This window comes from Nakamurella sp. UYEF19 (assembly GCF_040546275.1).
Lineage (GTDB): Bacteria > Actinomycetota > Actinomycetes > Mycobacteriales > Nakamurellaceae > Nakamurella.
In genome coordinates this window covers 115,325-138,374 of record NZ_JBEPNO010000009.1, presented here as the reverse complement: position 1 = coordinate 138,374, position 23,050 = coordinate 115,325, and the positions used below count along the sequence as shown (strand labels likewise).

The window sequence follows — 23,050 nt, the reverse complement described above, 5'->3', positions numbered from 1 at the left end:
CGGATCAGGCCAACGGGGCTTCACGGCCCGGGTCGATGCCGATCCCGGCGGTGAAGAAGCGCGGATTGGGGACGTGGGTCCAGGCGCCGTTCTGGTGGATCGAGGTCTCGGCGGCCAGGCCCGGCAGGGTCATGTCCAGGGCGGAGTAGATGTCCACCTCGAGCGGACGATCATCCAGGACGGAGTCGAGGAAGTCCCGGAACGGCCAGAAGTCCGACCCCCAGTGCCCGGCGTCGATCGGCGGCCGGGCGTAGCGGCCGGGCAGGAAATCGGAGGCGAATTTCTCCAGCGGCTCCCAGGTCTCGGCCGGTGACCGCCCGTGCAGGTAGACCACCGGCGCAGCGGCCGAGGTGCGGGCGGCCTCGTACGCCCCCTGGGTGCCCTGGATCGTGTAGTAGTCCCAGAGCTCGGGACGGTTGGACAGCAGATCGAACCTCAGGCGCAGCAGGCGGCCCCGGGAGGTCCTGGCCAGCAGGATGGTGGTGTCCTGCAGTTCGTGCTCAGGGTCGGTGTGGCGCCCGGTGCCGGCGCAGCTGACCGACACCACGCGGTCGTCGAACCATTGCAGCAGCGGGCCGAGACTGTGGGTGGGGTAGGGGTTCCCGTCCCGGCCGACCTGCCAGTGGTAGCGCCACGTCCGTTCGCCCGACGGTGTGGTGTGCCACGACTTCATCTCGTGCAGGTATTCGCCCTCGCCGTAGTACAGGTCGCCGAACGCACCGGCCCGCACCATCTCGCGGACGATCAGGTTGGGCCTGGTGTAGCAGTAGTTCTCGGCCATGGCGTACTTCGCGGTGCTCGCGCGGACGGCGCCGACGAGCTGCTGTGCCTGTTCGGGACTGACTGCGGCCGGAACCTCGCTGAGGACGTGGATGCCGCGCTCGAGTGCCGCCACTGCCTGCGGGGTGTGGTGCTGCTGCGGCGACGACAGCACCACCACGTCGACGTTGTCGAGCAGTTCGTCGAAGGAGGTGCAGAGGTTCTCCACTCCGCTGCGGCGACCGAACGCCGTCAGCGCCTCGGGCACCGGGTCGTAGGCGGCGGTCAGGGTGGCCCGATCTGCGTGGTGCCGCATCACGGTCAGGAAGCCGGTCCCCCTGACCGCCCCGGCGATCCCGACCCGCAACGAGGCCCTGGTCGCGGTCATCCGTGCACCGTTCGGCGGGAGGGCAGCAGGGTCGGGAAAAGGGCTGACCACGACAACATCTCGGCTTCGTCGCGGTAGGTCGGGACGAAGCCCAGTCGTAGATAGCTGACCACGGCGCCGGGACGGAAGTCGTCCGTCTCCAGGACTGCGGTGGTCAGGCCCCGGTCGGTAAAACCGGCCAGGCACCGGGCGGTGATCATCGTGCCGAGTCCGCGGCCCTGCTCGGCCGCGGACACGGCGACGTAGTGGACGTAGCCGGCTCCCGGATACTCCTGCGGCATGATCCGCTCGGACGCCGTCGCCGATACCTCGCCCTCGACCGAGGACGGCAGCATCCAGGTGACCGGGACGTCCACGGCGTCCAACAGCTCGCGTCGGACGCGTGCTTCATCCCACTGCTCGTCGAACGCCACGCTCAGGAGGCGGGCGAGCGCCGATGCATCCGCCGACGTCGCAGGCCGGAGGCCCGGCGCCGGAACGGCGGCGGCCGGGAGCGGCCCGGGATGGGTCATGAACAGCTGCGTCATCCGCTGAGAGTACGAACCCCGTCGGTCCGACGGAACGGTGTTCGGCACAGACGAACAGGAGCCTCGGTTCGAGCGGGTGGGTTCGGCTGTGACGAACACCGTTCTGCACGTCGGAGACCGGCACCTAGGGTGACGACATGACCCACCGCGCGCCGAATGAGTCGGAGGCGCTGCACTTCTCCGGAACGTCGCTCTGGCGACCCCCGGGAGTGCAGACTTCGTTCGGCGTCGGCCGTGTCGACATCACCCCACCGGTAGGGATCCGGATGCGCAACTGGGGGTACGGCGACGTGGACCTCAGCACCGGCGTGCACCGGCCGTTGACCCTCACCGCCCTGGCCATCTCCGGCCGGGATGGTTCCGGCCTCCGGTTGTTGATCACCGCAGATCTCGGCTGGTGGCGCAGTGTCCGCGACGAGTCCGGTGTCCGCGGGGCCGTGCTGGAGGCCTTCGGCCTGACGGCGGACCGGGTGCTGCTCCATCTCGTCCACACCCACGCCGGGCCCTCCATCTGCCTGGACGACGTCGACCTGCCCGGCGGCGCGCTGGTGCCGGCCTACCTGGAGCAGCTCCGATCGGCAGCGGTGGACGCCTGCCGACTGGCGATGGACGATCTGTCGCCCGGCATCCTCGTCTGGGGCCACGGCAGCAGTCCGCTGGCGGTCAACCGGGACCAGTCCGTCGATGGCCGGGTGACCCTTGGATTCGATCCGGAGACGCCGGCCGACCGGACCCTGCTGGTCGGTCGGCTGACCGGTGAAGACGGCAGGATCAGGGCAACGGTGGTGAACTACGCCTGCCATCCGACCACGCTGGGTTTCGACAACAGCCTGCTGTCACCGGACTTCGTCGGTGGTCTGCGCGAGCGGGTCGAATGGGCCACCGGCGGTGCGCCGTGTCTGTTCCTGCAGGGCGCCAGTGGCGATCTGTCCGGCCCGGTGCAGTATCTGGCCGACCCCCGCCGGGCGGACGCCTACGGTGACGCCCTCGGCTACAGCGTGCTCGGTGTGCTGGGTTCGCTACCGCCGGCCGGCACGGTGCTGCAGTTGGTGCGTACGGTGGAATCCGGTGCGCCGCTGGCACTGTGGGACGAGGTCCCTGGGACCTGGCCCGGTGAGCTCGGGCTGCGGCAGGTCAGGGTCGACGTGCAGTTGCGCGATCTGCCGAGCCTGGCCGAACTCGACACCCGTTGGGCGGACATCGATCCCCGTGCGCGTCGTGAGCGTCTTCAGCGCTCCGAGCGCCTCCAGGCCACCTATGGGGTCTCCGGCCGGGCACCCACGACCGCTGTTCACCATCCACTCTGGGTCTGGCGGTTGGGCGACGCCTACGTGGTCGCCCAGCCGGGCGAGGCATACTCCAGGCTGCAGACCGAGTTGCGGGCACGGCATCCGGACAAGATCGTCATCGTGATGAACCTGACCAACGGGCCGGGCTGGGTGTATCTGCCGCCCACGGAGGCGTTCATCGTCGACCGATACCAGACCTGGCAGACCGTGCTCCGCCCCGGAGCTCTGGAGGCGCTGATCGACGAAGCCGATGCACTGGTGACCGAACTGTCGGTCGGTCGAGTCGGGTGAGTCGCCCGCTGCGCTCCGCCGGATGGACGGCAGGCGACGACGAAACCGCACTGGAGCACCGGGTCGCCCTGCGGATGGGGGGCGCGCACGTCTCCGCCTCGGACAGTCGACCGATCATCGGAATCGCCCACAGCGCCAGTGATCTCAACCCCTGCAATCTGCCACTGGCGGCGCTGGCCGATGCGGCGGCGAGGGGAGTGACGGAGGCGGGCGGTATTCCGGTCATCTTCCCGACCATCTCGCTCGGCGAGGACCTGATGAAGCCCAGTGCGATGCTCTATCGCAACCTGCTGTCCATCGAGGTCGAGGAGACGTTGCGGTCCAACCCGATCGACGGTGTGGTGCTCCTGACCAACTGCGACAAGAGCACACCCGGCGCGCTGATGGGCGCCATCAGCACCGATCTGCCCACGATCCTGGCCGTCGGCGGCAATCGGCCGGCCCCGTTCTTCCAGGGCAGGCGCATCGGTACCGGTACGGACCTCTGGCGGATGCTCGATCGGCGGCGCGCCGGCGAGATCGACAACGCCACCTGGAACGAATTCGAGAACTGCTACGCGTGCGGCACCGGATCCTGCAACACGCTCGGCACCGCGTCGACGATGGCACTGATGGCGGAGGCACTGGGATTCAGCCTGCCGTCCGCCGGCACGGTGCAGGCGGGTTCGACCCGGTCCGTGCAGATCGCGGAGGCCAGCGGCCGTCGGGCAGTGGAACTGGTCGAGTGGGATCTGCGGCCCTCGCGGATTCTCACCCCGGCCGCCCTGCACAACGCCGCAGTGGTGCTGCAGGCCGTCGCCGGCTCCACCAATGCGGTGCTGCACCTGGCGGCGATCGCCGGCCGGGCCGGATTGTCCTTCGGTCAGGACATGTTGCAGCGCATCGGCTCTGCCGTCCCGGTGCTGACCGATGTGGAGCCGACCGGCCAGTACCTGATGGCCGAACTCGACGAGGCGGGCGGCCTGCCAACGATCGTCGGCGTGCTGGGGGAGCTGATCGACCCCGCCGTCGTGACGGTGACCGGCGGTCCCCTGCTGGGCGGAGCCTCGGCCGCATGGGGGGTCGCAGTGAGGCCACTGCACGACCCGGTGTTCCCCGGACCGGCGATCCGCGGCGTCCGCGGTTCGCTCGCCCCCGATGGCGCAGTGCTCAAGGCCGCTACCTCGTCCCCGCAATTGTGGCGACATCGTGGACCGGCACTCGTCTTCTCCGACTACCTGCAGATGCGGGCGCGGCTCGACGATCCTGATCTGGAGGTCGACGAGGGCACGGTGCTCGTCCTTCGTGGGTGTGGTCCGATCGGCGTCCCGGGTATGCCGGAGTGGGGCATGGTGCCGATCCCGCAACGGCTGGCCGAGCGCGGTGTCACCGACATGGTCCGGGTCACCGATGCACGGATGAGCGGAACCAGCTACGGCACCGTGTTTCTGCATGCCGCACCGGAGGCCGCGCTCGGTGGTCCACTCGCACTGGTCCGGGACGGCGACCCCATCGTGGTCGACGTCGAGGACGGCCGGTTGGACCTGGACGTCGAGGCGTCTGAGTTGGCCCGCCGGCGCGCTGCCTGGGTCCCACCGGTCTCCGAACATCTCCGCGGATGGCCCGCGCTCTACCAGCGCCATGTGATGCAGGCGCCGTCCGGCTGCGATCTGGACTTCCTGGTCGGCGACACCGCGGCCAAACGCCGGTTCGTGGAACCGGTCATCGGCCGGTCGTAGTGGTCGTCCGCCTTCGACGGGCCAACAGCAACATCAGCGTGACGACCAGCGGCCAGAGCGCCTGCGCACCGGCAAGAATCCGTTCGGACAGTCCCAGCGCCGAGCCTCCACCGAGCTGGGTCGCGAACCAGATCAGCACGGCAGTGAAGAGGACGACGACAGCAATCCTGACGACGTGACCCGGTACCCGTGACACCAGCGGCCACAGGGTCAGCGCGACGAATCCGACGCCGGCCGCCTGGACGTGCCCGCTGGCGGGTTGGGGCAGGCAGGCCACCACGACGGTGGCGGCACCGCCGATGGCCAGGAGCGCGCGGCCCCATCGGCCGGCGTCGGTCAGTCCGCCGGCGGTGACGAGGTGGCAGAGGCCGAGCAGGGCGAGCCCGGCCGTCATGATCCAGCGTTCGGTCGCGTCCCGCGCCGCCAGCGCGCTGATCGTCTGACTGATCGGGTCGTAGCCGGGCGGCTGCCGGGCCGCAGCCCAGATCCACCCGCCGATCAGGGCAACCGGCGCCACGGCCGCCGACACCACCGCGTAGGTCCGCATGGGTCCACTCAAGCAGAGAAGATCATTCGGTCATTCAGGCGACCAGGTTCAGGCGCCGCCCGCGTTCAGCGTGACGGTCAACGGCTTGAAGCCGGCGCCGGTGGTGTCGAGGCCCTGGGCCTTCAGGGCGTCGATCGCCTTCTGCGCGTAGGTGTTCGTGTACGCGTCCTTGTCAGGGGCCTTGGTCAGCACGGTCTTGCCCTCGGAGTTCTTGGTGGTCTGGGCGATGGAGACGGTGCGGTCCCAGTCCGCGGTGTTGACGATGCCGATGCCGGCGGTCGACGGCCAGATGAGCTTGTTGATCTCGTTCATCTGCCAGAGCTGGTGGCTGGCACCGAGTTTGGAGCCGGACTTGACGACGATGTCGCGGCATTCCGCGGCGTGGGCCGAGCAGTAGATCCAGCCCTTGAAGCTCGCGGTCAGCATCTTGACGGTGGTCGCCTGGTACGTGGGATCGGCCAGCTTCCTGGTGTCGGCCCAGATGGCGTCCTGCAGCATCGAGGTGCCCTGGTCGGCCCACTTCATGACGTTGAAGTCCGCTGCGGTGTAGAGCTTCCCGGTCTTGGGGTCCTTGGCCTCCAGGACCTGGGCGTACTCGTTGTAGACCATCGCCTGGGCGGCGTCGATGTCGCCGTTGAGCAGTGCGTTCATGTCGAACTGCTGCTGCACCAGGGTGACGTCCTTGGACGGATCGAGCCCGGCCTTCGTCATGCCGGCGAAGAGCTCGAACTCGTTGCCGAAGCCCCAGTTGCCGACCTTCTTGCCCTTCAGGTCGGCCGGACCGGTGATGTTCTTGTCCTTGAAGGAGACCTGGGTCGTGCCGGAGCGCTGGAACACCTGGGCGACATCGGTGATGGCCGCGCCCTGTTCGCGGGACTGCAGCGCCTTGGGCACCCAGGCGATCGCGTAGTCGGCCTGACCCTGGGCCAGCACGGTCTGCGGGACGATGGTGGTGCCGCCCTCGAGCAGCGTCACGTCCAGGCCCTCGTCCTTGTAGAAGCCCTTGTTCAGCGCGACGATGTAGCCGGCGAACTGGGCCTGGTTGAACCACTGCAGCTGGATCTTCACCTTGACCAGCGGCCCGGCCGCGGCCGAGCTCGAGCTCGCCACCGATCCGGACGACGCAGCCCCGGACGATGGCGCTCCCGCCGCCGAGGTGGTGGACCCCGGGGTGGTTGACCCTGCGGCCGTGGTGCTGCTGCTGCCGCAGGCGGCGAGGGTGAAGCCGGTGGCCACCGCGGTGGCCACCGCCAGGACGGTACGAATCCTTCGATTCATGTCGTGGATCTCCTTCGTTGTCGGGTCGTCGTATCAGGGTTCGGTGCGGTCGGAACGGTAGAACGGGCGGACATCAGCGTCCGGAAACCTGCCGGGAACGCATGGCGAGCGCCTCGAGCAGGAGTGCGGCGAGGTAGAAGACCAGACCGAGGGCGATCGCGCCCACCACGTACGACCAGGCGGAGGCGTAGTTGCTGGCGGCGACGGCCGAGGTGATCTTCGGCCCCAGCCCCGTCTGCAGACCGCCGAAGTACTCGGCGACCACGGCCGAGATCACGCTGAGCGAGGCGGCCAGCCGGATGCCGGTGAAGAAGTACGGCAGCGCCCCCGGGATCCGGACGTGCCGCAGCACCGCGAGACCACTTGCGGCAAAACTGCTCATCAGCTCGGCGTGCACCGGCGAAATCTGCTTGAGGCCGCGGGCCGTGTTCACGAAGACCGGCACGAAGGTCGCCACCATCACCACGAGTCGCCTCGGTAGCGTGGAGGTGGAGTCGAACATGGTGTTGAAGATGGGCGCCATCACCACGATCGGCATCGTCGCCACGGCGGCGGCCAACGGGGTGATCAGCTCGTCGACCACCCGCAGCCGGGCGACCAGCGCTGCGCCGATCACCGCCAGGACAGTGCCCAGCACCAGACCGACCAACGCATTGCCGCCGGTGTCGAGGGCCGCGTCGAAGATCCGCGAGGTGTTGTCCGTCAACGCGTTCCAGATATCGGACGGTGCCGGCAGGACGAAGGACGAGACATCGAACGCCTTCACGAGCCACTGCCAGACGCCAAGCACCACCACCCCGACGACGATCGGCGGCCAGGCGCCGCCGAGAGCAGAACCGCTGCGGCGCAGCAGGGATGCACCAGCTGCAACCGGGTCGGCGTCCAGCCCCGTCGTCACGAGATCCCCTCGCCGACAGAGGCGCGTCCGCGCAACGCTTCCCGAACCTGGGTAACCGCGGCGAAGAACTCCGGCGCCTCCCTGGTGTCGAGATCGCGTGCTCCGAGCCCGATCGGCACGACGTCGGCGATCCGGCCGGGCCGCGGCGACATCACCACCACCCGCTGCGACAGGAAGACCGCCTCGGAGATGGAGTGGGTGACGAAGACGACCGCCGCGGAGGTCTCCGCCGCGATCCGCACCAACTCGCCCTGCATCCGCTCCCTGGTCATCTCGTCCAGCGCGCCGAACGGCTCGTCCATCAGCAGCAGGGTGGGACTCTCGGCGAGCGCCCTCGCGATGGCGACCCGCTGCTGCATGCCGCCGGACAGTTCCTGCGGCCGGTGCTCGGCGAAGTCGGCCAGACCTACCAGGTCCAGCAGCTCGCGGGCCCTGGCCCGCCGCTTCGCCCTCGATACGCCGTGGACCACCAGCGGCAGTTCCACGTTCGCCGCCACCGAACGCCACTCCAGCAGGCCGGCCTGCTGGAAGGCGAAGCCGTAATCCTGGTCGCGACGGGCTTGCTCCGCGGATTTGCCGTTGACCGTCACCTGCCCCGACGTCGCCGGGATCAACCCGGCGATCACCCGCAACAGGGTCGACTTCCCGCAGCCGGACGGCCCGATCAGCGAGACGAACTCACCCTTGGCCACCTCGAGATGGATCCCGGTCAAAGCGATCACGTCGCCCTTGCGGGCGGAGAACACCTTGTCGACCCCGGTGATGCCGACTGCCGAATCAATACTCATGCGGTCCGTCCCCTCTGGTAGCTGCGCAGGCCGAGATCGAGCAGCGACACCAGGGCCGCGGCGACGAGCCCGAGAAGGGCGGCACCGATCACGGCCGCGTAGAGCCGCGACGGGTCGCCGGTGGCCTGCTGCGAGTAGTCGATGATGACCCGGCCGATACCGTCCGGCACGCCGATGGAGGTCTCCGCGACGACGGCGCCGACCACCGAGGCGGCCGCGCCGAGGCGGAGTGCCGGGATCAGGAAGGGCACCGCGGCCGGCAGCTCGAGCCGGATCAGCGTCGCGAACCAGCCCGCCGACAGCGACCGGAACAGTTCCACGTGCACGGCGGTCGGCGACTTCAACCCGCGGAGCATCCCGACCGAGATCGGGAAGAACGACAGGTAGGCCGCGATCACGGCGACCGACATCCATTGCTCCCACTGGAATCCACCGAAATGTACTCCGGCACCCCACCCGGAGATCAGCGGCGCGATGGCGATCAGCGGGACCGTCTGGCTCAGCACGATCCACGGCAGCAGGCCGCGCTCGGCGAAGCGCAACCGATCCATCAGGACGGCCAGCAGCACCCCGATGACGAGGCCGACGACGAAACCGCCGAGCGCCAGCTTCAGCGTGTAGAAACCGGCGGAGGCGATCGAGCCCAGCACGCTGCTGCTGCCCGCCAACGACACCTCCTGGGACCCGAAGGCGTGCCAGATCGAGCTCAGGTGCGGCATCGACGCATCCCCGGTCCGCGGCAGGATCGGAACACTGCCGAAACTCACCCCGTCCGACGGCGCCGTGTCCTTGTAGAGCTCCCAGAGACCCCCGAGAAGCACCAACCCGAGCAGGACCATGCCCGCGCGCCGGAGTGCGTTCACGTCTTGGCCGCGACCCGCACCTTGACGGCCGGGATCACCTTCTCGCCGTAGGCGGCCAGCGTGGCGTCCTTCGCGTCGTGCTGCAGGTAGAGCGAGAACTGGTCGACGCCAAGCGCTTCCAGCTCCTTCAGGCGCCGGACCTGCTCGTCGACCGGGCCGACGAGGCAGAAGCGGTCGACGATCGAGTCCGGGACGAACGAGGTGTGGTCGTTGCCGGCCTTGCCGTGCGAGTTGTAGTCGTAGCCCTCGCGTCCGGCGATGTACTCCGTCAATGCTTTCGGAACCTGCGCCCCACCATCTGTGCCGTACCGGGCCACGATGTCCGCGACATGGTTGCCGACCATGCCCCCGAACCAGCGGCACTGGTCGAGGCCGTGCTGCTGCCCTTCCGGCGTCCCGTCGGTGATGTAGGCCGGGGCGGCGACGCAGATCTTGACCGAGGTCGGGTCCCGCCCGGCGTCGCCCGCGGCCTTCCGGACGGCGGCGATGCTCCACGCGGTGATGTCCGGGTCGGCGAGCTGCAGGATGAATCCGTCGGCGATCTCACCGGTCAGCGCCAGCGCCCTCGGTCCGTAGGCGGCGATCCAGATCGGCAGTTCCGAACCCTCGCTCCACGGGAATCGCAGCGAGTTCCCCTTGTACTGGGCGGTTCCGCCGTTCGCGAGCGGTCGGATCACCTCGATCGCCTCGCGCAGGTTGGCCAACGTGACCGGCTTGCCGTTGATCACCCTGACCGCGGAATCACCGCGGCCGATGCCGCAGATCGTCCGGTTGCCGAACATCTCGTTCAGCGTGGCGAAGAGCGACGCGGTGACCGTCCAGTCCCTGGTCGCCGGGTTGGTCACCATCGGCCCGACGATGACTTTCCTGGTGGTGGAGAGGATCTGGCTGTAGATGACGAACGGTTCCTCCCACAGCAGGTGCGAGTCGAAGGTCCAGACGTGGCTGAACCCGTACAACTCGGCCCGGCGGGCCAGCTCGATGACCCTGGCGGCGGGCGGGTCGGTCTGCAGTACGACGCCGAAATCCATTCGTGTTCCTGACTGCTAGAGGAGGTTCTGGGACAGGGCGCGCTTGATGAACTGCCCGTCACCGGGCTTGCCGAGATACTCGCCCCCATCGACGATCACCCGCCCGCGGGAGATCACGGTGTCGACATGGCCGTCGATCTCGTAACCCTCCCAGGCGGAGTAGTCCATCCGCATGTGGTGGGTCTTGTCCAGACCGATCGAGGTGTGCCCGGCCGGGTCGTAGATCACGATGTCGGCGTCCGAACCCGGTGCGATGACACCCTTCCGCGGGTACATCCCGAACATCCGGGCCGGCGTGGTGCAGCAGACGTCGATCCACCGCTCCAGACTGATCTTCCTGTCGACGACGCCCTGGTAGAGCAGGTCCATCCGGTGCTCCACCGACCCGATCCCGTTGGGGATCTTGGAGAAGTCGCCGATCCCCATGTCCTTCTGGCCCTTCATGCAGAAGGGGCAGTGGTCGGTGGAGACGGTGGTGACGTCACCGGTGCGGATGTAGCGCCACAGCTCGTCCTGGTGCCCCTCCTCGCGGGAGCGCAACGGCGTGGAGCAGACCCATTTCGCCCCTTCGAATCCCGGTGCCCCGAGGTTCTCCTCCAACGAGAGATACAGGTACTGGGGGCAGGTCTCGGCGAACACGTTCTGCCCGGTGTTGCGGGCCTCGGCGATCCGGGCCAACGCCTGCTTGGCCGAGACGTGCACGACATACAGTGGGGCGCCGGTGATGTCGGCCAGCATGATGGCGCGGTGGGTGGCCTCCTGCTCGGCTTGCCACGGCCGGGTGACGCCGTGGTAGTAGGGCGCCGTCTCGCCACGTGCCAGCGCCTGCTGCACGAGAACGTCGATGGCACTCCCGTTCTCGGCGTGCATCATGATCAGGCTGCCGTTGCCGGCGGCCGTCTGCATCGCCTGCAGGATCTGCCCGTCGCTGGACAGGAAGACGCCCGGGTAGGCCATGAAGAGCTTGAAACTGGTGATGCCCTCGTCGATCAGCGCATCCATCGACGCCAGCGACTCGGCGTTGACGTCCCCGACGATCTGGTGGAACCCGTAGTCGACCGCGCAGTTGCCGGCCGCCTTCTGGTGCCAGGACGCGACCGAGTCCAGGACCCGCATCCCGTGCGACTGCACGATGAAGTCGACGATCGTCGTCGTCCCGCCCCAGGCGGCTGCCCTGGTGCCGGTCTCGAAGGAGTCCGACGCGTTGGTGCCGCCGAAGGGCATCTCCATGTGGGTGTGCGCATCGATACCGCCGGGGATGACGTACTTCCCGGCTGCGTCGATGACCTGGTCGACCGAGGAGGCCAGGTCGACGCCGAGTGCGGTCGAGCCGGGCGCCAGCAGCGCGACGATGGTGTCGCCGTCCACCAGGACGTCCTGCTTGCTCGCTCCGGTCGAACTCACGACGGTTCCGCCGCTGATCAGGGTGGTCATGTGTGTTCTCCTACGGATCAAGGTGCGCAGATCAGGGTGCGGTGGTCCTGGTGTACGATTCCGGCCGGCGGTCGCGGTAGAACTGCCAATCGTTGCGGGCCTGCGTCAGCTCGGCGAGATCGAGATCCCGGACGATCAGCTCGTTGTCACCCTGCGAGGCGATCTCACCGACGTAGTTGCCGCGGGGGCCGACGAAGTAGCTGGAGCCGTAGAACCGGACGGCGTCCTCGCCGAATTCCTCGGTCTCCATGCCGACGCGGTTGTTGGCACCGATGAAGTACTGGTTGTTGGCTGCGGCAGCCGGCTGCTCCAGTTCCCAGAGGCGGTTGGACAGACCGGGTTTGGTCGCAGAGGGATTGAAGACGATCTGGGCGTTGTTGAGGCCGAGTTCACGCCAGCCCTCGGGGAAATGACGGTCATAGCAGATGTACACGCCGACCCGTCCGACCGCGGTCTGGAAAACCGGATATCCGAGATTTCCCGGCCGGAAATAGAACTTCTCCCAGAACTGCGGGAGGTTCGGGATGTGGTGCTTGCGGTATTTGCCGAGGTAGGTCCCGTCGGCGTCCACCACGGCGGCGGTGTTGTAGTACTCGCCCTCGTTGGCCACCTCGTACACCGGTAGGACCATGACGATGCCGAGTTCCTTGGCCACGGCCTGAAATCTTTCGACGGTGGGGCCGGGGACCGTTTCGGTGTACTCGTAGTACTTCTGGTCCTGGACGATCCCGAAATACGGACCGTAGAAGAGTTCCTGGAAGCAGATGATCTGTGCGCCCTGCGCGGCCGCCTTGCGGGCGTATTCCTCGTGCAACGCGATCATGGACTCTTTGTCGCCGGTCCAGGCGAGTTGGGTGAGCGCTGCCTTGATGACGGTCATTTCCCGCGGGCCTCTCTTGGTGCCGATATTCTGCGAATGGTCTGACGTCGTGGGGAAGCTGTGATTGTCCAGAGGCCAGATGACGGCCGTGTGACGCGGCGGTGTCGATCCGGCTGTCAGGCGCCTGGCCCGGTGTAGTGGGAGTCGGCCACCGTGAGGGCCTCGTCGAGCAGGCTCAGGCCGCGGCGCAGTTCGACCTCGGTGATGGTGCAGGGCGGCACCACGTGGGTCCGGTTGAAGTGCACGAACGGCCACAGTCCGCTCTGCTTGCAGGCAGCGGTGAACTCGGCCATCGGCTTCGCGTCGGACCCGGTCGCGTTGTAGGGCACCAGCGGCTCCCTGGTCTCGCGGTCCTTGACCAACTCGATGGCCCAGAACATCCCGAGCCCGCGGACCTCGCCGATGCTGGGGTGCCGGTCGGCGAGCTTCTCCAGTTCCGGCCCGACCACCTCGGCGCCGAGCCGGCGGGCGTTCTCGACGATGCCCTCCTCCTCGAAGATCTTGATGCTGGCGACCGCGGAGGCGCAGGCCAACGGGTGGCCGGAATAGGTCAGCCCACCGGGAAACGCCTTGTGCGCAAACGTTTCCGCGATGGGGTCGGAGATGACGACGCCGCCCAACGGGAGGTAGCCGCTGTTGACGCCCTTGGCGAAGGTGATGAGGTCGGGGGTGACGCCCCAGTGGTCGATCGCGAACCACTCGCCGCAGCGCCCGAACCCGGCCATCACCTCGTCGGCGATGAGCAGGATGCCGAACCGGTCGCAGAGCTCGCGGACGCCGGCGAGGTAGCCGTCCGGCGGGACCAGGATGCCGTTGGTGCCGACCACGGACTCCAGCAGGATCGCCGCGACGGTGGCCGGACCCTCGACGGTCAGCACGCTCTCCAGGTGCTCCAGCGCGCGGGCGCACTCCTGCTGCTCGTCGGCGCTGTAGAACGCCGAGCGATAGGTGTAAGGACCCCAGAAGTGCACGAACCCGCTCACGCCGACCTCGCTGGCCCAGCGGCGGGGATCGCCGGTGGCAACGATCGCGTTGGCGGTGGCGCCGTGGTAGCTGCGGTACATCGTCAGGATCTTCTGCCGGCCGGTGTGCAGTCTGGCCATCCGGATGGCGTTCTCGTTGGCCTCGGCGCCGCCGTTGGTGAAGAAGACGGCGTTCAGGTCGCCGGGCGCCTTGCCGGCGATCAGCGCGGCTGCCTCGCTCCGCGCATCATTGGCGAAGGTGGGCGCGATCGTGCACAACTTGGACGCGTACTCGGTGATCGCCGCGATCAGTTTCGGGTGCTGGTAGCCGATGTTGACGTTGACCAGCTGGGAGGAGAAGTCCAGATACCGGTTGCCGTCGTAGTCCCAGAACTCACTGCCGAGGGCGCCGGCGATCGGGATCGGGTCGATCAACGCCTGCGCGGACCAGGAATGGAAGACGTGCTCGCGATCCAGTTTCCTGATCTCTGCGCCACGTGCCGGGTCTGGGGTCTGAGTCGGGTTCTCCACCCGCCTGAACTTACGAGCCAGCCCTGGTTGGCACAAGATGGGCCCGGCAACACGAGGAAAGATGCGTTGCCGCGCCCCCTTGGAGACCCGCGGGGCTACCATCAAACGTATGTTCGAGACCGGGACGGATCAGGCAGGGTTGGATCAGGCAGGGTGGGACGCCGGCCTGGACGACCCACAGCTCGCCGCGGCGACCCACGGTGACGCGCCGTTGGTCATCCTGGCCGGGGCCGGCACCGGGAAGACCCGCACGCTGACCGCCCGGGTGGCGAACCTCATCGATCGTGGTGTGCCCCCGGAGCGGATCCTGCTGCTCACCTTCACCCGCCGGGCCGCAGACGACATGCTGACCAGGGCCGCGGCCATGTGCACCCGGCGGGAGGCCGCGCGGCGGCTGCAGGGCGGCACCTTTCACGCGGTGGCGCACCAGATGGTCACCGGCTACAGCGATGTGCTCGGCCTGCCCGCGGACGTCTCGGTGCTGGATCGCGCCGACTCGGTGGACGCGATGGACCTGCTCCGGCACGACCACGGGCTCGCCGAGAAGGACGCGCGGATGCCCAACCCGGCGGCGCTGATCGACCTGTACTCCCGATCGGTCTCCACCGGCACCCCGGCCAGGGCGTTGATCGCCACCGATTTCCCGTGGCTCGACCCGCACACCGAGAAGATCACCGATGTGCTCCGCGCGTACGTGGCCCGGAAGCGGGCGCGCGGGATGTTGGACTTCGACGATCTCCTGCTGGCCTGGCGCAGCCTGCTGGCGGATCCGGTGCTGCAGCCGGAGATCGCCGGTCGCTGGGACCACGTGCTGGTCGACGAGTACCAGGACGTCAACCAGACCCAGGTGGACATCGTGCTCGGACTCCGTCCGACGGGCCATGGGCTCACCGTGGTGGGCGACGACGCGCAGGCCATCTACGGCTTCCGCGGCTCCGACAGCGACCACCTGATCGGCTTGACCGCAGCCTTCGACGACGTCACGGTGATCAGGCTGGAACGCAACTTCCGCTCCCGTCAGCGACTGCTCGATCTGGCGAATGCGGTGCGGCCCAGTACGTCCGGGCATAGCCTGCGGTTGCATTCGCTGCGTGAGGGTGGGCACCGGGCGAGGCTGGTCCGGTGTCATGACGCGCCCGCCGAGGCCAGGGCGATCGCCGACGCCGTACTCACGGCCGCGACGGACGGCCGCCCGCTGCGGGATCAGGCCGTGCTCATGCGGACCGGGCATCACAGCGATCTGCTGGAGATCGAGCTGACCGCCAGACGGATCCCGTTCGTGAAGTTCGGCGGGCTGAAGTTCCTGGAGGCTGCCCACGTCAAGGATCTGGTCGCGATCCTGCGAGTGACCGCCAACCGGGTCGACGAGGTCGCCTGGTACCGGCTGCTGCGCCTGCACGACGGTATCGGCCCGGCCCGGGCCCGTGATCTGCTGGAAGTCGTTGCGGTGGGGGAGCTCTCGGGCGGTTGGGTGGCCGAGGCCGTCGCCGCTGCCCCGGCGATGAGCCGGCTGGCCCTCACCGTGACGCTCGACGGGGTGGCCCGTGCCCGCGATCTGCCCAGCGTCGCCGATCGGGCGGCGGCCTGTCTGCGCGCCCTGCGCCCGCTGATGACCACCCGCTACCCGGACTCCGTAGCCCGCCTCGGCGACCTCGAGCGGCTGATCGCTGCGGCTGGGATGGCGCCTGACCTCGCCGCCTTCGTCGCCGAGCTGACCCTGGACCCGCCCGCGTCGACGTCGGACCTGGCCGGCCCGCCCCATCTGGACGACGATTACCTGGTGCTCTCCACCGTGCACTCGGCGAAGGGCCTGGAGTGGCCGGTGGTCCACGTGATGCACCTGGCCGACGGGGCGTTCCCTTCCGACATGGCCCTGACGAGCAATGACGGCCTGCTCGAGGAGCAGCGGCTGTTCTACGTCGCGGTGACGAGGGCCGCCGACGAGCTCTCGTTGTACGCACCGCTGCGGATGCCCCACCACCGCTTCGGTCGCGACGACAAGCACAGCTTCGCGCAGGTCAGCCGATTCATCGACGCCGCCGCCCTGTCCGTGCTCGACGTCCACGAAATCGTTCCGGAACGACCGTCGGCCGGTCGCCGGCCCGGGGCCCGAACCGGAACCGTGGCCATGCCCGCTCTCGACGACCTCTGGGCCTGAGCGCGTTTCGTCGGCCTGGGATAGTGCAGGGCATGACTGCATCCACCTACCCCCGCGCTGTCGTCTACTCCGTCACCGGTGGTCCCGAGGTCCTCACGTTGATCGAGAAGCCGCTGCTGGAACCGGGTCCCGGCCAGGTGCGGGTGCGCATCCACCGGTCCGGCGTCAATCCGACCGATTGGAAGTCGAGGCGCGGCGGCCCGCAGTCGGCTGCGGTCGAGCCGGCGCAGGTACCTGGACAGGACGGTGCCGGCGTCATCGACGCGGTGGGTCCCGGCGTCGACAGCGGTCGGATCGGGCTGCGCGTCTGGATCTGGGAGGCCGCCTGGCAGCGGAGCGAGGGCACCACCCAGGACTTCGCCCTGATACCGGAGGCCCAGGCGGTCGAACTGCCCCCGACCGCGTCCTTCGACCTGGGAGCCGGGCTCGGCATCCCGTTCCTGACGGCGCACCGCTGCCTGACCGTCAACGAGGACGGCCCGAACCTGCTGACGCCAGGGTCCCTGACCGGCCGTCACGTGCTCGTGGCCGGTGGTGCCGGCGCCGTCGGCAACGCGGCGATCCAGCTCGCCCACTGGGCCGGCGCGACCGTCATCACCACGGTGAGCACCCCCGACAAGGCGCAGCTGGCCGCTGCGGCGGGCGCCGATCACGTCATCCACTATCGCGACACCGACGTCGCAGCGCAGGTCCGCCGGATCGTGCCGAAGGGCGTCGAGACCATCGTCGAGGTGTCCGCGGCGGTGAACGCGGCGATCGATGCGGCCGTGATCGCGGACAACGGGGCAATCTCCCTGTACTCCGAGGACGGTGGCTCGGAGATGTCGCTGCCGGTGCGCCCGTCCATGGTGGTGAATGCCCGCTGGCAATTCGTCCTGATCTACCGGGCACCGCACGACGCGAAGGAACGCGGGGTGGTCTCCGTCAGTGCCGCGCTGGCCGACGACGCCGTCCGCCTCTGCCTGCCGCAGCACCACTTCTCGCTCGCGCATGCAGCGAAAGCCCATGTGGCCGTGCAGGAGTCGGCCGTCGGCAAGGTCCTGATCGACGTCAGTGACTGACCGCCGCCGTCGACCGCTGGACGATGACGACGATCGCCGCGGCGGCGCCGAGGCCGAACCAGGCAATCCGGAAGGCGGCGTCAGCGACCCCGTGCAGGGGAAAGGTCGCCCTCGGTGAGGCGAGCAACCCCCAGGTGACGGCGAACAGCACCAGCAGGCCGAGCGCGAGGCACCACCGGAGCGGGCCAGGGACGTCGCGGGTGAAGCCCCACCACGCCACCGCCACGTAGACCAGGATCTCGGCGACGAAATAGAGCACATCAGTGAAGTTGAGGGTCGACATCAGAACCTTCCGGTGAGCAACAGTCCGATACAAGAGCGATGCTCTCATTAGTTGCGCCCGTGCGCAAGATCGTGACTGCCGACCGTGAGAATCATCCGAAAGGGCGAGGAGCCACCGCGGGCTGAGCCAACCGAGGATCCGGGCGGAATCGAAGTAGCAATCGGTGCCCGAAGTTTCGGGAGTTCCTCATCCGATGACCCGATCGCACGCCTTGGTGGATACTCGATCTCACTGTCTGCAATCGATTTTCACTCTCAGGGTGGAGTGCCAAACCTGCTGGGGTGACGATGAGCGACGTGGACAGCACACTGTCGGACGGGGGCCGCGTTCGCGGTCGTCCGCCGCAGGTAGGGAGACTCCCATGTCCATTCATCATCGGTCCCGATCCCGGAACGTCCTTCGGGCCGGCGTGATCCCGGCAGCGTTGTTGATGTTGGGCGTGATGGTCTGGCAGGGCTCCACCGCGGCGTTCACCGCGACCACCGGCAACACCGGGAACACCTGGTCGGCAGCCAGTCTGACCCTGACGAACGACGGCGACGTCGGCACCTTCCAGGCCGGCACGACGGCGATCTTCGCGACCGGTGGCACTTCCAACATCTCCGTACCGCAGAAGACGAACTTCCTGATCCCGGGGCAGACGGGGACCAAGTGCATCACCGTGAAGGCCACCGGCAACGTGCCCGGGCCTGTCTTGTTCAACGTCAGCAATCTGGTCACCACCCCGGCGCCGGATCTGACAGGGAGCCTGACCGTCAATGTCCAGTACGGTCCGACGGCTGCGGCCTCGGACGCCGCGGCGCATCTGGCCTGCGACAACTGGATCAAGTCGGTGGCCCCGCTGTCGGCACCGGCCAGCGCGACCACTCCCGCCACTCCCACGGGCGTGGTCGCGGTGGCAAGCGGTGTGCTGTCGGGGTTGTCGACCACAGGGGTCTCGACCGGCTGGACCACGGCCGGTACGGCGACCGGTGAGTGGGGACTCTTCCTGATCCAGTGGACGCTGAACTCGGGCCTCGGAAACACCCTGCAGGGTGGCGGCGCGGGCGCGGCCTTCAACTGGAGCCAGACGGTCGGCACCTGATCCGCCGGCGACAGCCGGATCTGACGATGGACGGCGAGGACGATCCTGACGAGGGTGCGTCCTCGCCGCCGACCGGATTCCTGTGGTGGCTGCGATTCGTCGGCTCCGTCCTCGGACGGTTCTGGTTGACGCTGGTGATCGGCGGCACCCTGATCGCGACGCTTCCCGCGGCACTGCCCGGTTGGTCGGCCTACGTGGTGAAGTCCGGCTCGATGGAACCGAAGATCATGATCGGCGACGTGGTGATCGTGCAGCGGCGCAGCGACTACACCGATGGCCAGGTCGTCACCTTCCACAACCCGGCTCTCGAGGGCGCGCTGACCACCCATCGGTTGGTCTCGATCCACGGGGACTCGGTGACCACGAAGGGCGACGCGAATGTCAGCGACGACCCGCGCACGTCCGTCCCTTCGGACATCGTGGGTCTCGGACGCATCAAGGTGGGCTGGATCGGGCTGCCGATGATCTGGTTGCAGCAGCACCACTGGGTACCGTTCCTGCTGTTCTGGCTGTCGGTGGCCGGGGCGGTGGCCGCCTGGCGGTCCGACCCGGAGCTGATCCCGCACCAGCCACGCCACGCCAGGGCGCGAACAGCTCGTGTCTGAGCGTCGCCGTCGGTCCGGCCGGTACCGCCGCTTGGCGCATGGCGTCTGGTGGGCATCGCTGCTGATCGTGGTGGTCGGCGTGCTGCCCGCACTGCTCCTGACGCCGACCGGTGCGGTCTTCACCGCGACCAACGTCAACACCGGCAACACGTTCCGGTTCGGCAGCTACCAGGAGGTCGTGCTCGCCGACAGCCCCGTGCTCTACCTCCCCCTGACGGACGCCGGCCCTTCCGGGTCCTCGGCCACCACTGCCGCGGCGACCGACGCCTCCGGCAATGCGCACAGCTACCAGTACACGGCGCCAGGTGGTTGCACGTTGAACGGAGGAGGGCTGCTTCCTCTCGGCTGCAATGGGTTGCTCGGTGGTATCACCCAACCGCCCGCAGTGACCTTCCAATCGGCAGGGCCGCCCGGCATCCACCCGTCAGCGACGGCCGCCAAGGTCAACTTCGGGGGTACCTGCCTGTTCCCGCCGAGCACCGGAACTGCCAACAACGGCATCTCCTCTGCGGCGGCGTGGAATGCGCAGGCGACCCCGGCGATCACCCTGGAGGCGTGGGTGAACACGGGTACGACGGCGGGCGGCCCCGTCATCGGGTATTCGCCGGGCAGTGAGACCGCCGGCACCCTGCCGGATCGGTTGCTGTATCTCAACAGTGGTGGTCGACCGGTGCTGGCGGTGAGCACCCCCAACGTCACGTCGGTGTCCGGGGCCAATGTCTCGCTGGCCGGCACGCTGGCCGCGGCCACCACCTACCTGACCGGGCCGACCGCCGTGAACAACTCCGCCTGGCACCACCTGGTCGCCACCGTGCAGCCGAACCCGGCACCACCGTCGGCGGGAGCGACGTATCCGGCGGTGCTGACACTGTGGGTCGACGGCGTCCTCGCAGTCACCACGACCACGACGGCGGCCTCCAACGACACCTCCAGTCCGTCGAAGTGGCGGATCCAGTGCTTCCAGGTGCAGCCGAACACGAGCACGATCAACGTCGGATCGCCCGTCCTCGGCCTCCTGGGTGCCACCGCTGCGCCGTACTCGCTGGTCGGCTCTCTTGCGTCGGTGGCCATCTACTACGGCAGTGCGGCCTCGCCGAACACCGTCCTGTCGGCGGCCACGATCCAGGGCCATTTCGCGATGGGAAGCCACACCTAGGGCGGCGTCTCTATCATTTGCGCTGCCGAACATCAGCAATTCATTCTCGGATTGGTCGCCGAATACTGACCTGTCATTGCCGTACTCGGGCAGCGCACAGTGGAGTCATCGGCCCAGACAGTCGGCCCAAGAAAGAAGGAGAACACCGTGGCATCCCTCGCCAGCAAACTCACCAGCCTCCTGCAGAGTCCGCAGGGCCGGCGCCTGGCCGACAAGGCCAAGGCCGCTGCGGCCAAGCCGGAGAACCGGGAGAAGCTCACCTCGCTGATGGCCAAGATCAGCGGCAAGGGCCCCAGGCGCTAGTTGTTCCACAGGGCAGGCGACCCACCGGTACCGAACCCGAAACATCAACCAGAGCAGGACAAACAGAAGGGCATGTCATGGGAGTCAGCCTCACCAAGGGCGGTAACGTTTCACTGAGCAAGGAGGCCCCGGGCCTCACCGCGGTCCTCGTCGGACTCGGCTGGGACGCCCGCACCACCACCGGCACGGATTTCGACCTCGACGCCTCCGCGATCATGCTGAAGGCGGACGGAAAGGTGTTGTCGGACAGTCACTTCGTCTTCTTCAACAACAAAACCTCCCCGGACGGCTCCGTCGAGCACACCGGTGACAACCTCACCGGTGAGGGCGACGGCGACGACGAGTCGATCAAGGTCAACCTGGCCGCCGTTCCAGCCGAGATCGACAAGATCGTCTTCCCGGTCAGCGTCTACGACGCGGAGGTCCGCCAGCAGGGCTTCGGCCAGGTCCGCAATGCGTTCATCCGCATCGTCAACCAGGCGAACGGCACCGAGATCACCCGCTACGACCTCACCGAGGACGCCTCGAGCGAGACGGCCATGGTCTTCGGCGAGATCTACCGCAACGGAGCCGAGTGGAAGTTCCGGGCCGTCGGCCAGGGCTACGCCTCCGGCCTCACCGGGATCGCCAGGGATTACGGCGTCACGGTCTGATCAGTGTGATCCGTCTGCACGTACCGTGGTGGAATGCCTGATCCGAGCCCCACGATCACCGAGCACGTCGATGTGGTGATCGTGGGTGCCGGTCTGTCCGGAATCGGTGCGGCGCACCATCTCCAGACCAAGTGCCCCGATCTCACGTACACGATCCTCGAAGGCCGCGACAGCATCGGCGGGACCTGGGACCTCTTCCGGTATCCGGGGGTCCGCTCCGACTCCGACATGCTCACGCTCGGGTACCGACTGCGGCCGTGGGCCGGGAGCGCAGCGATCGCCGACGGACCCTCGATCCTGCGCTACGTTCGCGACACCGCCCGTGAGCAGGGCATCGACCGCCGGATCCAATTCGGGCGGCGGGTGGTTCGGGCGGAATGGTCCTCCGTGGATTCCCGGTGGACGCTGCAGATCCAGCAGGGCGAGGACGCGGTCCGGATGACGTGCCGCTTCCTCTACTGCTGCAGCGGGTACTACCGCTACGACAAGGGTTTTCAGCCGGACTGGCCGGGCGTCGATTCCTTCACCGGGCAGTTGGTCCACCCCCAGGAGTGGCCGGCGGACCTGGACCATGCGGGCAAGAAGGTGGTGGTGATCGGCAGTGGTGCGACCGCGATGACGCTGGTACCCGCGATGGCGCGCACGGCCGACGGGGTGACCCTGGTGCAGCGGTCGCCGACCTATGTCATCTCGCTTCCCGCCGAGGACGCCTTCAACGACCGGGCACGGCGGATCCTGCCGGCCGGTCCGGCCTTCCTGATGTCCCGCTGGAAGAACGTCTTGACCACGATGGCGAGCTACCGGATCACCCGCCGCTGGCCGAAGGCGGCGAAGAAGTTCCTGCTCCGCGGGGTGAGGCGTCAGCTGCCGCCGGGATTCGACGTCGCCACCCACTTCACGCCCCGGTACAACCCATGGGACCAGCGGCTGTGCGTCGTGCCGGACGGCGATCTGTTCCGCTCGCTGTCCGACGGCACCGCGACGATGGTGACCGACCAGATCGCCGAGTTCGTCCCGACCGGGGTGCGGCTGGCCTCGGGGGATGTGCTGGAGGCCGACATCGTCGTGACCGCAACCGGTCTCAATCTGCTGGCGTTCGGCGGGATGCAGTTGTCGGTGGACGGGCAGGACGTCGACCTGCCGGCGAGCATGGCCTACAAGAGCATGATGCTCGCCGGGGTGCCGAACTTCGCCTTCGCGATCGGCTACACGAACGCGTCCTGGACGCTGAAGGTCGACCTGACCTCGGAGTACGTCTGTCGGCTGCTGAACCTGATGCGGGAGAAGCACTACGCTGCAGCAGTTCCGGTGGCCGACCCTTCGGTGCCGGGGGTCCAGTTCCTGGACTTCGCAGCCGGTTACGTCCGGAGGTCGGTCAAGGACTTCCCGCAGCAGGGGACCGTCGCCCCCTGGCGGGTGACGATGAACTACCTGCGTGACCTGCCGGCGCTGCGCTTCGGGTCGATCACGGAGCAGATGGAGTTCCGGTCCGTTCAGCCGCCGATCGGGGTCGGATCCAGGGTCAGCGGAGGCACCGGCAGCGAGCCGCGGAGGCGCTCCTGA

General features: G+C 68.1%; 22 protein-coding genes. 10 read left to right on the top strand and 12 right to left on the bottom strand.

Annotation, left to right across the window (positions count from 1 at the left end; genetic code table 11):
- Window positions 1-4: 4 nt before the first annotated feature.
- The gene (locus tag ABIB25_RS14525; RefSeq protein WP_354529174.1) at window positions 5-1,147 is read right to left on the bottom strand and encodes a Gfo/Idh/MocA family protein; all 1,143 of its coding nucleotides are present in this window, start codon (window positions 1,145-1,147) and stop codon (window positions 5-7) included.
- Window positions 1,144-1,674, bottom strand: coding sequence for a GNAT family N-acetyltransferase (locus ABIB25_RS14520; RefSeq protein ID WP_354529173.1), 531 nt, complete (start codon window positions 1,672-1,674; stop codon window positions 1,144-1,146). Before ABIB25_RS14520 ends, ABIB25_RS14525 begins: the two co-directional genes overlap by 4 nt.
- A 137-nt stretch (window positions 1,675-1,811) precedes the next feature.
- Between ABIB25_RS14520 and ABIB25_RS14515 the strand changes: the two genes are divergently transcribed.
- A complete protein-coding gene (locus tag ABIB25_RS14515; protein ID WP_354529172.1) occupies window positions 1,812-3,254 on the top strand; it encodes a hypothetical protein in 1,443 nt (480 codons plus the stop codon).
- The gene (locus tag ABIB25_RS14510) at window positions 3,251-4,972 is read left to right on the top strand and encodes a dihydroxy-acid dehydratase (RefSeq protein ID WP_354529171.1); all 1,722 of its coding nucleotides are present in this window, start codon (window positions 3,251-3,253) and stop codon (window positions 4,970-4,972) included. The genes ABIB25_RS14515 and ABIB25_RS14510 overlap by 4 nt, the downstream gene beginning before the upstream one ends.
- On the opposite strand, the gene ABIB25_RS14505 is transcribed toward ABIB25_RS14510, so the two are convergent.
- The 9 genes from ABIB25_RS14505 to ABIB25_RS14465 form a co-directional block, all read right to left on the bottom strand.
- A complete protein-coding gene (locus ABIB25_RS14505; RefSeq protein WP_354529170.1) occupies window positions 4,956-5,519 on the bottom strand; it encodes a DUF998 domain-containing protein in 564 nt (187 codons plus the stop codon). The two genes, ABIB25_RS14510 and ABIB25_RS14505, sit on opposite strands and share 17 nt — an antisense overlap.
- 48 nt (window positions 5,520-5,567) lie before the next feature.
- Window positions 5,568-6,797 (bottom strand): ABC transporter substrate-binding protein, encoded by a 1,230-nt coding sequence (locus tag ABIB25_RS14500; RefSeq protein WP_354529169.1) that lies wholly within the window; start codon window positions 6,795-6,797, stop codon window positions 5,568-5,570.
- 73 nt (window positions 6,798-6,870) lie between these two features.
- Window positions 6,871-7,695: an ABC transporter permease gene (locus ABIB25_RS14495; protein WP_354529168.1), complete on the bottom strand. Its 825-nt coding sequence runs from the start codon at window positions 7,693-7,695 to the stop codon at window positions 6,871-6,873.
- A complete protein-coding gene (locus ABIB25_RS14490) occupies window positions 7,692-8,483 on the bottom strand; it encodes an ABC transporter ATP-binding protein (RefSeq protein ID WP_354529167.1) in 792 nt (263 codons plus the stop codon). Before ABIB25_RS14490 ends, ABIB25_RS14495 begins: the two co-directional genes overlap by 4 nt.
- Entirely contained in the window at window positions 8,480-9,346 is an 867-nt protein-coding gene (locus ABIB25_RS14485) for an ABC transporter permease (RefSeq protein WP_354529166.1), read from the bottom strand. Before ABIB25_RS14485 ends, ABIB25_RS14490 begins: the two co-directional genes overlap by 4 nt.
- Entirely contained in the window at window positions 9,343-10,377 is a 1,035-nt protein-coding gene (locus ABIB25_RS14480; RefSeq protein WP_354529165.1) for a TIGR03842 family LLM class F420-dependent oxidoreductase, read from the bottom strand. The genes ABIB25_RS14485 and ABIB25_RS14480 overlap by 4 nt, the downstream gene beginning before the upstream one ends.
- A gap of 15 nt (window positions 10,378-10,392) precedes the next feature.
- Entirely contained in the window at window positions 10,393-11,811 is a 1,419-nt protein-coding gene (gene hydA, locus ABIB25_RS14475; protein ID WP_354529164.1) for a dihydropyrimidinase, read from the bottom strand.
- 31 nt (window positions 11,812-11,842) lie between these two features.
- Entirely contained in the window at window positions 11,843-12,691 is an 849-nt protein-coding gene (locus ABIB25_RS14470) for a nitrilase-related carbon-nitrogen hydrolase (protein WP_354529163.1), read from the bottom strand.
- Between the two features lie 116 nt (window positions 12,692-12,807).
- On the bottom strand, window positions 12,808-14,184 hold the full coding sequence (locus ABIB25_RS14465; RefSeq protein WP_354529162.1) for an aspartate aminotransferase family protein: 1,377 nt from the start codon (window positions 14,182-14,184) through the stop codon (window positions 12,808-12,810).
- 109 nt (window positions 14,185-14,293) lie between these two features.
- Here ABIB25_RS14465 and ABIB25_RS14460 point away from each other — a divergent pair, with 109 nt between their 5' ends.
- Both ABIB25_RS14460 and ABIB25_RS14455 read left to right on the top strand, forming a co-directional pair.
- Window positions 14,294-16,342, top strand: a complete 2,049-nt coding sequence (locus ABIB25_RS14460; RefSeq protein WP_354529161.1) for an ATP-dependent helicase — start codon at window positions 14,294-14,296, stop codon at window positions 16,340-16,342.
- A 32-nt stretch (window positions 16,343-16,374) separates the two neighbouring features.
- Window positions 16,375-17,403: an NADPH:quinone reductase gene (locus ABIB25_RS14455; protein WP_354529160.1), complete on the top strand. Its 1,029-nt coding sequence runs from the start codon at window positions 16,375-16,377 to the stop codon at window positions 17,401-17,403.
- On the opposite strand, the gene ABIB25_RS14450 is transcribed toward ABIB25_RS14455, so the two are convergent.
- A complete protein-coding gene (locus ABIB25_RS14450; protein WP_354529159.1) occupies window positions 17,393-17,686 on the bottom strand; it encodes a YrdB family protein in 294 nt (97 codons plus the stop codon). The two genes, ABIB25_RS14455 and ABIB25_RS14450, sit on opposite strands and share 11 nt — an antisense overlap.
- A 361-nt stretch (window positions 17,687-18,047) precedes the next feature.
- Between ABIB25_RS14450 and ABIB25_RS14445 the strand changes: the two genes are divergently transcribed.
- From ABIB25_RS14445 to ABIB25_RS14420, 6 genes are all read left to right on the top strand, one after another.
- Window positions 18,048-18,770, top strand: a complete 723-nt coding sequence (locus ABIB25_RS14445; RefSeq protein WP_354529158.1) for a hypothetical protein — start codon at window positions 18,048-18,050, stop codon at window positions 18,768-18,770.
- A 26-nt stretch (window positions 18,771-18,796) separates the two neighbouring features.
- Window positions 18,797-19,375 carry a signal peptidase I gene (locus ABIB25_RS14440; protein ID WP_354529157.1) on the top strand — a complete coding sequence of 193 codons (579 nt, stop codon included), beginning with the start codon at window positions 18,797-18,799 and terminating at the stop codon, window positions 19,373-19,375.
- Complete coding sequence (locus ABIB25_RS14435) at window positions 19,368-20,531, top strand: LamG-like jellyroll fold domain-containing protein (protein ID WP_354529156.1); 1,164 nt, start codon at window positions 19,368-19,370, stop codon at window positions 20,529-20,531. Before ABIB25_RS14440 ends, ABIB25_RS14435 begins: the two co-directional genes overlap by 8 nt.
- A 147-nt stretch (window positions 20,532-20,678) precedes the next feature.
- Window positions 20,679-20,834, top strand: coding sequence for a hypothetical protein (locus ABIB25_RS14430; RefSeq protein WP_354529155.1), 156 nt, complete (start codon window positions 20,679-20,681; stop codon window positions 20,832-20,834).
- A gap of 77 nt (window positions 20,835-20,911) precedes the next feature.
- The gene (locus ABIB25_RS14425; protein WP_354529154.1) at window positions 20,912-21,487 is read left to right on the top strand and encodes a TerD family protein; all 576 of its coding nucleotides are present in this window, start codon (window positions 20,912-20,914) and stop codon (window positions 21,485-21,487) included.
- 33 nt (window positions 21,488-21,520) lie between these two features.
- Window positions 21,521-23,050 (top strand): flavin-containing monooxygenase, encoded by a 1,530-nt coding sequence (locus ABIB25_RS14420; protein ID WP_354529153.1) that lies wholly within the window; start codon window positions 21,521-21,523, stop codon window positions 23,048-23,050.

Bases quoted from the DNA above. Each gene is read 5' to 3' on its own strand.
- ABIB25_RS14525 (WP_354529174.1), bottom strand. From the start codon at position 1,147: ATGACCGCGACCAGGGCCTCGTTGCGGGTCGGGATCGCCGGGGCGGTC.
- ABIB25_RS14520 (WP_354529173.1), bottom strand. From the start codon at position 1,674: ATGACGCAGCTGTTCATGACCCATCCCGGGCCGCTCCCGGCCGCCGCC.
- ABIB25_RS14515 (WP_354529172.1), top strand. From the start codon at position 1,812: ATGACCCACCGCGCGCCGAATGAGTCGGAGGCGCTGCACTTCTCCGGA.
- ABIB25_RS14505 (WP_354529170.1), bottom strand. From the start codon at position 5,519: ATGCGGACCTACGCGGTGGTGTCGGCGGCCGTGGCGCCGGTTGCCCTG.
- ABIB25_RS14500 (WP_354529169.1), bottom strand. From the start codon at position 6,797: ATGAATCGAAGGATTCGTACCGTCCTGGCGGTGGCCACCGCGGTGGCC.
- ABIB25_RS14490 (WP_354529167.1), bottom strand. From the start codon at position 8,483: ATGAGTATTGATTCGGCAGTCGGCATCACCGGGGTCGACAAGGTGTTC.
- ABIB25_RS14480 (WP_354529165.1), bottom strand. From the start codon at position 10,377: ATGGATTTCGGCGTCGTACTGCAGACCGACCCGCCCGCCGCCAGGGTC.
- hydA (WP_354529164.1), bottom strand. From the start codon at position 11,811: ATGACCACCCTGATCAGCGGCGGAACCGTCGTGAGTTCGACCGGAGCG.
- ABIB25_RS14470 (WP_354529163.1), bottom strand. From the start codon at position 12,691: ATGACCGTCATCAAGGCAGCGCTCACCCAACTCGCCTGGACCGGCGAC.
- ABIB25_RS14460 (WP_354529161.1), top strand. From the start codon at position 14,294: ATGTTCGAGACCGGGACGGATCAGGCAGGGTTGGATCAGGCAGGGTGG.
- ABIB25_RS14455 (WP_354529160.1), top strand. From the start codon at position 16,375: ATGACTGCATCCACCTACCCCCGCGCTGTCGTCTACTCCGTCACCGGT.
- ABIB25_RS14450 (WP_354529159.1), bottom strand. From the start codon at position 17,686: ATGTCGACCCTCAACTTCACTGATGTGCTCTATTTCGTCGCCGAGATC.
- ABIB25_RS14445 (WP_354529158.1), top strand. From the start codon at position 18,048: ATGTCCATTCATCATCGGTCCCGATCCCGGAACGTCCTTCGGGCCGGC.
- ABIB25_RS14440 (WP_354529157.1), top strand. From the start codon at position 18,797: ATGGACGGCGAGGACGATCCTGACGAGGGTGCGTCCTCGCCGCCGACC.
- ABIB25_RS14425 (WP_354529154.1), top strand. From the start codon at position 20,912: ATGGGAGTCAGCCTCACCAAGGGCGGTAACGTTTCACTGAGCAAGGAG.
- ABIB25_RS14420 (WP_354529153.1), top strand. From the start codon at position 21,521: ATGCCTGATCCGAGCCCCACGATCACCGAGCACGTCGATGTGGTGATC.